Origin of the sequence: Streptococcus sp. DD10 (genome assembly GCF_001578805.1) — a bacterium.
In the GTDB taxonomy this organism is placed as follows: domain Bacteria; phylum Bacillota; class Bacilli; order Lactobacillales; family Streptococcaceae; genus Streptococcus.
Genome location: NZ_KQ969159.1, coordinates 73,167 through 82,866 on the forward strand (window position 1 = coordinate 73,167; position 9,700 = coordinate 82,866).

At 41.8% G+C, this 9,700-nt stretch carries 3 protein-coding genes and 1 tRNA gene; 1 reads left to right on the forward strand and 3 read right to left on the reverse strand.

Annotated features, from left to right (window positions below; genetic code table 11):
• From STRDD10_RS04670 to rpsB, 3 genes are all read right to left on the reverse strand, one after another.
• The coding region (locus tag STRDD10_RS04670; protein WP_082782044.1) for an Ig-like domain-containing protein at positions 1-6,408 on the reverse strand (6,408 nt) is incomplete at its 3' end.
• Between the two features lie 507 nt (positions 6,409-6,915).
• Complete coding sequence (gene tsf, locus STRDD10_RS04675) at positions 6,916-7,956, reverse strand: translation elongation factor Ts (protein ID WP_067193533.1); 1,041 nt, start codon at positions 7,954-7,956, stop codon at positions 6,916-6,918.
• Positions 7,957-8,039: 83 nt separating this feature from the next.
• Positions 8,040-8,822, reverse strand: coding sequence for a 30S ribosomal protein S2 (gene rpsB / locus STRDD10_RS04680; protein ID WP_067193535.1), 783 nt, complete (start codon positions 8,820-8,822; stop codon positions 8,040-8,042).
• A 217-nt stretch (positions 8,823-9,039) separates the two neighbouring features.
• Between rpsB and STRDD10_RS04685 the strand changes: the two genes are divergently transcribed.
• Positions 9,040-9,110: transfer RNA gene (locus STRDD10_RS04685), tRNA-Cys, on the forward strand.
• The last annotated feature ends 590 nt before the right edge of the window (positions 9,111-9,700 follow it).

Consider the following 9,700-nt stretch of genomic DNA (forward strand, 5'->3'; position numbering starts at 1 on the left):
CTTAACTCCTTCACTTGGTATGCTGGTTCCGACTTTCCGTCCGACTCTCACAATACGGTGAACTGGCTCTTCTACGATTTGACGTGACTGAATCGTCCGACTACCATCTGGAGCTACTTCCGTATAAATCAACTCTTTACCATTTCGTCCTTCTTGGACAACCTGAGTTTGTCCAGCATAAAGATCAAACGTTGCCTCTTCGGCAGTTTCAAACTCAATAACTCTTTCTTCTACTTGAAGCGAAGGTTTTTCAGCTTCTACTGCTGCCTCACCTTTTTCAGCAATAACGGTTTTATCTGCTTTAAGATAGACACGATACTCTTTTACAGTCTGACCATTTTCGGAGCTAAAGCGAACTAAAACAGGTAACCGATCATCCTTAGCATCTACGATTGTAACAGCAGCATGCTGATCGCCTGTTGCTGTAATCTTAGGACGTTCTCCACGATAACTGAGATGATAATCTGTCTGACCATCCGCAAGTTCTGACAAAGCTTGACCAGCTGCAAAAATTTGACCAGCTGCAACACTTGCTGCCTCTTCACTTGGACGAAGGAAGGACAACTCAACGACAGCAACTCCATTTTTATTGGCTTTCCGGTTCATCCGCAGACGCAAAGCACTACTACTTGTCGGTGCAAAGCGCAACTGAATCTCTTTTCCAGCTACCCAATCACTACTTGCTGTAAATGGTACTTCTTCCCAATTATCTGGATTATTGAAGGAGTGATTTCTTTCATGAAGAGCGTAGTTGTTATAATAAGTTGGCGCATCATAGGCAGGCCCCACATAACGTTCTAGAACAAGACTTTCCGGAGCATCCGTACCACTATCTGCAAAAAAGAGAACGCGAGCTTGGTTGACCGTTTTTTCTTTTACTTGACCATTTTCGCGGAAAATGACACCGAGCGCTACTTCTGGATTCTTATCTGGATGTGCAGACCAGTTGGTCCAACGACGGTTTTCATTTGTATCACCATCATTGATATAGTCCACACGATCCTTTGAATTCTCATCAGAATCATTTGTTTCCGTTGCAAAAGCTTGATTGCTCGTATCTTCGTAATTTGGATTATCCGAAAGACTTAGGGCTGGTTCATCTGTTATTCGTATGTTTGCTGTAGCGATCAAATCTGTCCCCACTATCTGTCCATGAACAACTATTTCTTTAGCTGTCTTTAGACTCTCCTCCGAAACAGGTTCCCATACAACAGCTAAATTCTTCGCATGATAATCTGCCTCTCCTGTGAAGTAAACTGGTAGAGTACTTGGTAAGGTAAGATTTTCACCCCTTTGTAGTAATGTTGAGATAGTCCTTGCTGCAACAGGTTTAGATGAAAGTAATGTCTCATCATCTGTAAAGTGCAAACGATATTCTGCCACTTTCTCCCCATTTTCAGCCTTGACAATTACTCGAACAGGGTCATCTGCTGCTACTGATGGAACGATGGTCGCTAAACCATGATTGCTGACACTAGCACTCACCTGACCTTTTCCTTCTTCTGGTTTAGGCAAGTAGTAATCCTGCAATCCAGGGTTAAAGCCAACAAGGTCTTTTCCATCTACTTGAATCGTTACTTCAGCAGTCTTTTCAGCCGGGACTTGCTTAGCAAAGACTTGGAGTTCTGTAATAGATACTCCGAACTTATCATCTAACCGTTTCATTCGAATTCGAATAGCATAGGTGTCAACCTTATCAAAGCTAAAGTTTGTCATCCGACCTGCTTGTAATTGTTCAGGCGCCTTCAGATTTGTAACAGCTTTCCAGTTGTGGTCGTCATTAAAGACATGTTCCTCACTCGCAACAAAAGCAGGATCTTTTGGTACCGTCGGAATAGCTTGACCTACATAGTACTCGATAACGTACTCTTTTGGAACCCCTACTCCGTGGTCTTCATGGAAAGCGACATTGAGATTATCCACAGAGCGTTTGCTAAGGATACCTGAATCTCCAAACAAGATTCCTGCCGAAGCTTCGCTTTGACGATTCCAGTTCGTCCAACGATTGGCTGGTTCATTGCCATAAGAAATCACTTTATCATTAAGATTAGATACCAAATCACTCTTATTTGAGTCTGATGCAAAGGCAAGAGGAAGCTCAGATCCAGTCCATTGATCGGAGATGTTCGCGCCATTTGTCACTTGAGTCGATACTCTCACATGAAGTTTTGTTGTCCAATCACTATCTTGGAGTTTCCCAGTAACAGTAAAGGCTCCTTCTGTTGCATATTGATTAGGGTCAATATGATCCCAAATAACCTTGCTAGAAGATTCATTGCCATTTGATAGGTAGGTTTGCACGCTTTCAGGAAGTTTTGGTGCCACTCCAACTGGTGTCGTTGTGCTGACTTCTTCCACTGCTACAACGCCCTCAACACTAACTCGTGCTTGAGCTGGTAAATCAAGGCCTTCAACCTGTCCTTTAAGGGTAAAGCTATGGTAATAACTCAAGGAACCTTCAGGGACTGCTTCCCATGTAACTTTATGTACTTTAGGGAATCCTTTATCAAAGTCAACAGTAACGGTTTTTGGTAGACTTGGAGCTTGGTTCAAACCAGTTACAACCGCTACTGGGCGAATAGACTTGACCACTTTTTCTTCGGTATTAGGGAGAATGTTAAACTGAATCTCTCCTGTCACTTGACCGTATTGGGCTTTCAGTGTCACAAGGCCTGGTTCGTGCAATTCTAGTTGGCCTTTTCTAACCTGAGCTTTCCCGACTCCTTGGCTAGTAAATTCAACACGGTCTGCATTCACTTGTGCTTCTGTACCGTCTTGATAATGAGCAATGACACTTAGTCCAACAGTTTGATCCTCTTTTAGAGTTGCATCTTTCGGTAGAACAAGGTTCAATCGTTCGATTTGTGGTGCTTCTTGCAAGAATTGTACAACATAGTGTTGGCTACTACTTCCGTCATTTGCCACTACAAATAGTTGAGCACGTAAGCCGTTTTCTCTAGAAGCCTGTATCACTTGAACCTGTGCCCCATCTGCTTGAGCCTCAACTACTCCTGGCTCTTGGCCATAAGCAAGAGTTTGGTAAGCAACTCCGTTTTTAAACTGAAGAACTTGATTACCCAAACTTGCTTGAAGATGAACAGTCTGACTAGAACTATCATCCGCCACCACCAAGGTTGCAGTAACCGTTTCACCATTGACCTCTCCATGAGCCACGATATGAGAACCTGCAATTGCTAACTTGCTTTCATCGCTAGCTGCAATTTGCCAAGCCGTAACCTGACTTTTCTGCACGCTACCATCCGTCAAAACAAACTCAACAGACTTATCCACAGACTTCAAATCCGTTGCCGGTGCGATGCGTTTAACAACTGGTAACTGAACAGACTTCCCAAGAACATGTACTTGAGCTTGTACAGACCGTCCATCCACTTGTCCTTCCACCAAAGTCTGACCTTCATGACTGTAATCAGCTTGTGACCAGCTAACTGGACGTTCACCCGTGCTACCATCACTATAGACAACTGTCACACTCGTTGGGAGAGCAGGCGCTTGCCCAAGAGTTGTGCGTAAGCGTGGACTCTCCACTCCAAGGACAGACTTTTCAGCCTGCGTATCCTTGCCTGTAAAGACTGTAACTTGATCCGACTTCAAGTTTCCTGAATAGGCAGAAAGAGTAAATTGTCCTGCTTGCTCAGTAGACTTAACAATGACGAGTCCTTTCCCATTGAAGGCTTTCCGAACCCAGCTGCCATCTGCTTGCGCTTTATAACGTTCCCGACTCGCTTGCTCACCGTTATCTACTCCGACAATTTGTCCTTGCCCTTGCACATTAAAACGAACCAAGTCCTTAGCAGTTGGTACAACAACTCCATCTTTATCGACAATTTCATAATAGATATAGGTCAAATCCTTACCATCTGCAGCAATTGCATGGTCTTCCTTGACCAATCTCACGCCTGCTGGCTCACCTGCTGTGACAATCTTATCACGAGCAATCTCCTGACCATTTTCATCTCGAGCGATAGCTTCAAGACTACCAGGTTGGTAAGCCACCAACCATTCTAGATAGAGCTCATTTGCAGTTGCTCCTTCTTGGTAAGAGCGACCATCACTTGTTTCTTTTTTAGTAAAATGCTTAATGCCTTGTGATTTTCCATTAACCACTAATTCAACACTAGCTGCATTTGAAAAAGCACGAACTGGAATTTCTCCATTCTCATTCGCTACATTAGCACGTAACTTTGCATCTTCCCAGTTCCAGTGAGGTAAGAGGTGAACCATTGGTTTTTTCTGAGCTGATACCCACTGACTTTGGTAGAGATAGTAGTCGTTTTTAGGAATACCTGCTGTATCGACAATACCAAAGTAAGAACTTTTTACAGGAGTGTTGTTTTGGTTGTGCCAAGGAGTTGGTTCACCAATATAGTCTGTCCCTGTCCAGATAAACTGTCCTGCATAACCAGCATGATCACGATCAAATGTCCATGACTCTGTCGCAGTTTTCCCCCAACCTACACGGTCATTTCCATAGTCTGACTGTTCATAATGCCGTTTTTTACTGTTGTCATGATTAATACTTGGATTAAACGGATTGTAGTAAGAACCCCGCGTACGAGTTGCGGATGAGGTTTCCGAACCATATATCAACCAATCTGGGTGTTTGGCTCTTAGTGTCTCATAGTTATTTTCAGCGTAGTTAAACCCTACTGCATCTAATTCCTGAGCAATTTTTTCATGATTTCCACTACCATCACTAAAGCGGAACTTATCTGCCCCCATGGTCACATAGCGAGTCTTATCTACAGACTTAATCACCTGTACCAAACGTTTTACCGTTTCTAATGAATGAGCATCACCACTAGCTTCTCCAATTTCGTTTCCGATAGACCACATTACGATAGCAGGATTGTTTTTTCCTCGCTCAACCATGGTCCGTAAGTCATAGTCTGACCATTTTTCTCCCTTTTTAGCTTCTGGGTGAGTTGCTGGTTTTTCAAAGAATCGTCCGTAATCATATGGTTTTTTACCACCATACCATGTGTCAAAAGCTTCTTCTTGGACCAAGAGACCTAGTTCAGCTGCTATTTGGAGGGTTTGAGCACTGGCAGGGTTATGGGTTGTACGGATTGAATTAACACCCATATCCTTCATTTGTTTGAGACGGCGATATTCTGCCTTGTAATTTTCCTCAGCTCCTAGTGCTCCATGATCATGGTGAAGGGATACTCCATGGAACTTAATCTTTTCTCCGTTAAGTGAAAAACCATCTTGAGCTGTCCAGTTGTAATAACGATAACCAAAGAGATCCTTTTTAGCATCGACTAGCTGACCATCACGATAAATCCGTGTGACCAATTCATAGAGAGCTGGTTGGTCGTCCAAAACAGTCCATAACTGTGGACGTTCAACTTGTAAAACAGCATCTAAGCTAGCTGTTTGTCCTGCCAATATCTTTTGGGCAGCCGTTCTAACTAGCTCTGTGACAGCTGTTCCATCTTTCTTAACAATCTGATACTCAGCAATGACTTCATGGTCTTTGCTGTCACTATTCACTACCTTTGAAGTGACCTCTGTGTCCACCTTGCCGTCTTTTTGACTCTCAAGACGAGGCGTTAAAATAGTGGTTCCGTAGTGAGCTACATGTACCTTGTCCGTCACGTGAAGACTGACATCACGGTAGACACCACTACCAGAGTACCAGCGACTAGATGGTTGCTGGTTTACAACGTGAACAGCAATCACATTTTCACTACCATCTTTGTTAAGATAGTCTGTGATATCATAAGAAAAAGCATTGTAACCATTTGGGTAATGACCAAGCAACTGACCATTAACATAAACTTGGGAGTCCATATAAACGCCATCAAACTGAACGCGTACCCGTTTGTCCAACTGTTCTTCTTCGAGCTTAAAAGTCTTACGGTACCAAGCGTCTCCTCCATTTAGTTGACCTCCCTCATTTTGTGCAGGAGAGTCGTGTTTAAAATCAAAGAAAATACTCCAATCATGTGGTAAATCAAGCTTTTGCCAGTTGGTCAACTCTTTTTCAGAACTGATTGCTTCTTTTTGATCAGCATTCAGTTTAAATTGCCAATCCTGATTGAAATCCTGTTTTCTTTCTTCTATCACCTTGTCCACCTCAAGCTGACTAGCTGCTTCTAGTTGATTTTCCTTCTCATCAGAAATTGCTCCTTCAGAGCTGGTTTTTTCTCCTGTCTCAACAGTTGCTGCTCGAGGTTGCAATGCTGCTGGTGCTACTTCATCTTTCTCATCCTCTTTAGCTATTAGCTCTTCTGGTACCACGGTCTCCTCTTCAGTGGCATTTGCCTCTTCTGCTTGAACGGTTTGAGCAGCTAAAAAGCTAGCTCCAATCATAACTGAACAAGCACCGACAGCTAATTTCCTGATCCCATAATGACACTTTTTATTCCACCGATATTTTTCCATCTTTTTCTCCTATTGTTTTCCTTCATTTTCTCTATCCTTACCTCAAACGTAAAAATAACCCTTCCTTTCAGGGCAAGCTATAAGGGTAAAAAAGAAGGTAGGAAAACGCTTTCTTTTGTTACTATAACTATATAAAAAATTGTACCTGATTGCAATAGGAAAATAAAAAACACTAAATTAAGAGAGTTTTTTCTAAATTAAGTATAGTAATTTTCTCGTCCTGAAGGAGAGCTAGAAAACTAGTTTCCTCATGAGTCGTGAGAACAACCACCAACATGCTACAAGCATGCCATCCAGACGATTGAACGATTACGATAGAATCTCGTAGACAGAGCTAGAAGCCAATAAACAAATCAAAAAGACAAAAAAAGACCTGCATAAAGCAAGTCTTTCAATCACGCACCAGTAATTGATTGAACTCTACTCCCGTTTTTTAAAACCTCAGTAGAATGTCTAATCAAACTTGCGGAGCTACGTCATTGAAATCAAAGATTTCTGACTGATCGCTTAGTTATTCAAAGCTGCTGCCATTGTAGCTGCAACTTCTGCTTCAAAGTCGTTTGAAGCTTTTTCGATACCTTCCCCAACTTCAAAGCGAGCAAACTCAACTACTGAAGCATTCACTGACTCAAGGTAAGCTTCAACTGTCTTGCTATCATCCATGATGTAAACTTGTGCAAGAAGGGTATAAGCTTGGTCCACTTTAGTATTGTCCAAGAAGAAGCGATCCATTTTACCCGGGATGATTTTGTCCCAGATTTTTTCTGGTTTGCCTTCGGCAGCCAACTCAGCTTTGATATCTTCTTCAGCTTGAGCAACAACTGCATCTGTTAATTGAGCTTTTGAACCAAATTTCAAGTGTGGAAGAGCTGGTTTACCAACCATTGCACGACTTTCATTATCTTGGTCGATCACGTGGTTGAGTTGAGCCAATTCGTCTTTGACAAATTGTTCATCCAACTCAGTGTATGACAAAACAGTTGGTTTCATCGCAGCGATGTGCATAGAAATTTGTTTTGCAAGGGCATCATCGCCACCTTCCACAACAGAGATAACACCGATACGGCCACCATTATGTTGGTAAGCACCAAAGTGTTGTGCATCTGTTTTTTCAACAAGAGCGAAACGACGGAAGGAGATTTTCTCACCGATAGTTGCAGTTGCAGAAACATAGGCAGCTTCAAGCGTTTCACCTGAAGGTATTGTCAAAGCAAGTGCTTCTTCATTATTAGCTGGTTTACCTTCAGCGATTACTTTTGCAGTTTCGTTTACCAATTCAACGAATTGAGCATTTTTCGCAACGAAGTCAGTTTCAGCATTCACTTCAACAACTGCTGCTACGTTACCATCCACATAAACACCTGTTAAACCTTCTGCAGCAACACGGTCAGCTTTCTTAGCTGCCTTAGCCATCCCTTTTTCACGAAGCAATTCGATTGCTTTTTCGATGTCACCATCAACTTCAACCAATGCTTTTTTAGCGTCCATGACACCAGCACCAGATTTTTCACGCAATTCTTTTACAAGCTTAGCTGTAATTTCTGCCATTTTTATTCTCCTCTTTTTTATCATAAAAATAAGAGGACTGGGCTGAGCCCTGCCCTCTTAGGTTGGTTACTTATTGAATTAGATTAAGCGTTGTCGCCTTCTACAACTTCAACGATTTCTTCGATTGAATCTGCTTGTGTTTCAGTTGCTGCAAATTCTGCTTCTACAGCTGCAACACCGTCTTCACCTTGACGTCCTTCGATAATCGCATCAGCCATTTTAGCAGTGATAAGCTTAACAGCACGGATAGCGTCATCGTTAGCTGGGATGATTACATCGATATCATCTGGATCAGTATTTGTGTCAACCATTGCTACAACTGGGATACCCAATTTCTTCGCTTCTTTCACAGCGATTTGCTCTTTATGAGGGTCAACAACATACATTACATCTGGAATACGAGGCATGTCTTCGATACCACCCAAGAATTTTTCAAGACGAGCGCGTTGTTTGTTCAACAATGCTACTTCTTTCTTAGGAAGAACGTCGAATGTTCCATCTTCTTCCATGCGTTTGATTTCTTTCAAACGAGCAATTCGTTTTTGGATAGTGTTCCAGTTAGTAAGGGTACCACCCAACCAACGGTGGTTGATGAAGTATTGACCTGCACGAACAGCTTCTTCTGCAACAGCATCAGCAGCTTGTTTTTTCGTACCTACAAACAAAATCACTGCATCGTTAGCTGCTGCGTCACGAACAAATTCGTAAGCTTGGTCAGCCAATTTTACAGTTTGTTGCAAGTCGATAACGTGGATTCCGTTACGTTCTGTGAAGATGTATTTCGCCATCTTAGGGTTCCAGCGACGAGTTTGGTGACCAAAGTGTACACCAGCCTCAAGAAGTTGTTTCATTGAAATTACTGCCATGAGTATTTCTCCTTTTTGTTTTTTCCTCTCTCTGACGTCAGCTCGCAGAACAACCCGAGGGCAACAGCACCACGATGGGTCAAAGATGAGTATTATCGCTTACACGACAAGTACCATTATAGCATAGTCACTTCCCCTTTTCAAGTGATTTTCTTTGAAAAAATCATTTTCAAGTCTTGACGAAATTCTTTTTTTACGATAAAATAATAGAAGTTGTGGCGGTATAGCCAAGTGGTAAGGCACGGCTCTGCAAAAGCTTGATCGTCGGTTCAAATCCGTCTACCGCCTTCATTGTTTTATTTTCTGTTGATAGAAACCAGAAGGTCCTCGAAATCGAGGGCTTTTTTGGTGTTTTAAATTCTCAAATTAAGTACACATTTTCTCCACAGGAGATTTCATAAGGTGTCTTCCAATTAAGATATTTTCGTGGCTTATTATTCATTTCACCTGTTTCTACGTTTTTCACATTTTCATTTTTTTGTAACAATAATACTATGTTTCTAAAAACTGTCTTTTAATTTCTCCATCAAGTTTTTCCTACCGTTGACACTCTCTCCCATGATAATCATCCCAAAAACTAGTTTGTTAACTACGGTTATGACTAATTCATAGTATTTCATTTATTTAGGAAGAGTGTATTGTAATAGCTGCTCTTGTAATATTTCTAGTAAAGATTCAATCATTTTCTTTTTCACCTTATACTTGAATGGTTTGTTTTTCATAAAAATTGATAATAACATATCATACTCAATGAAAATCAAAGAGCAAACCAGGAAGCTAGCCGCAAGCTGTACTTGAGTACGGTAAGGCGAAGCTGACGTGGTTTGAATTTGATTTTCGAAGAGTATCAATCGTTAACCAACAATTACGAGCTAGTT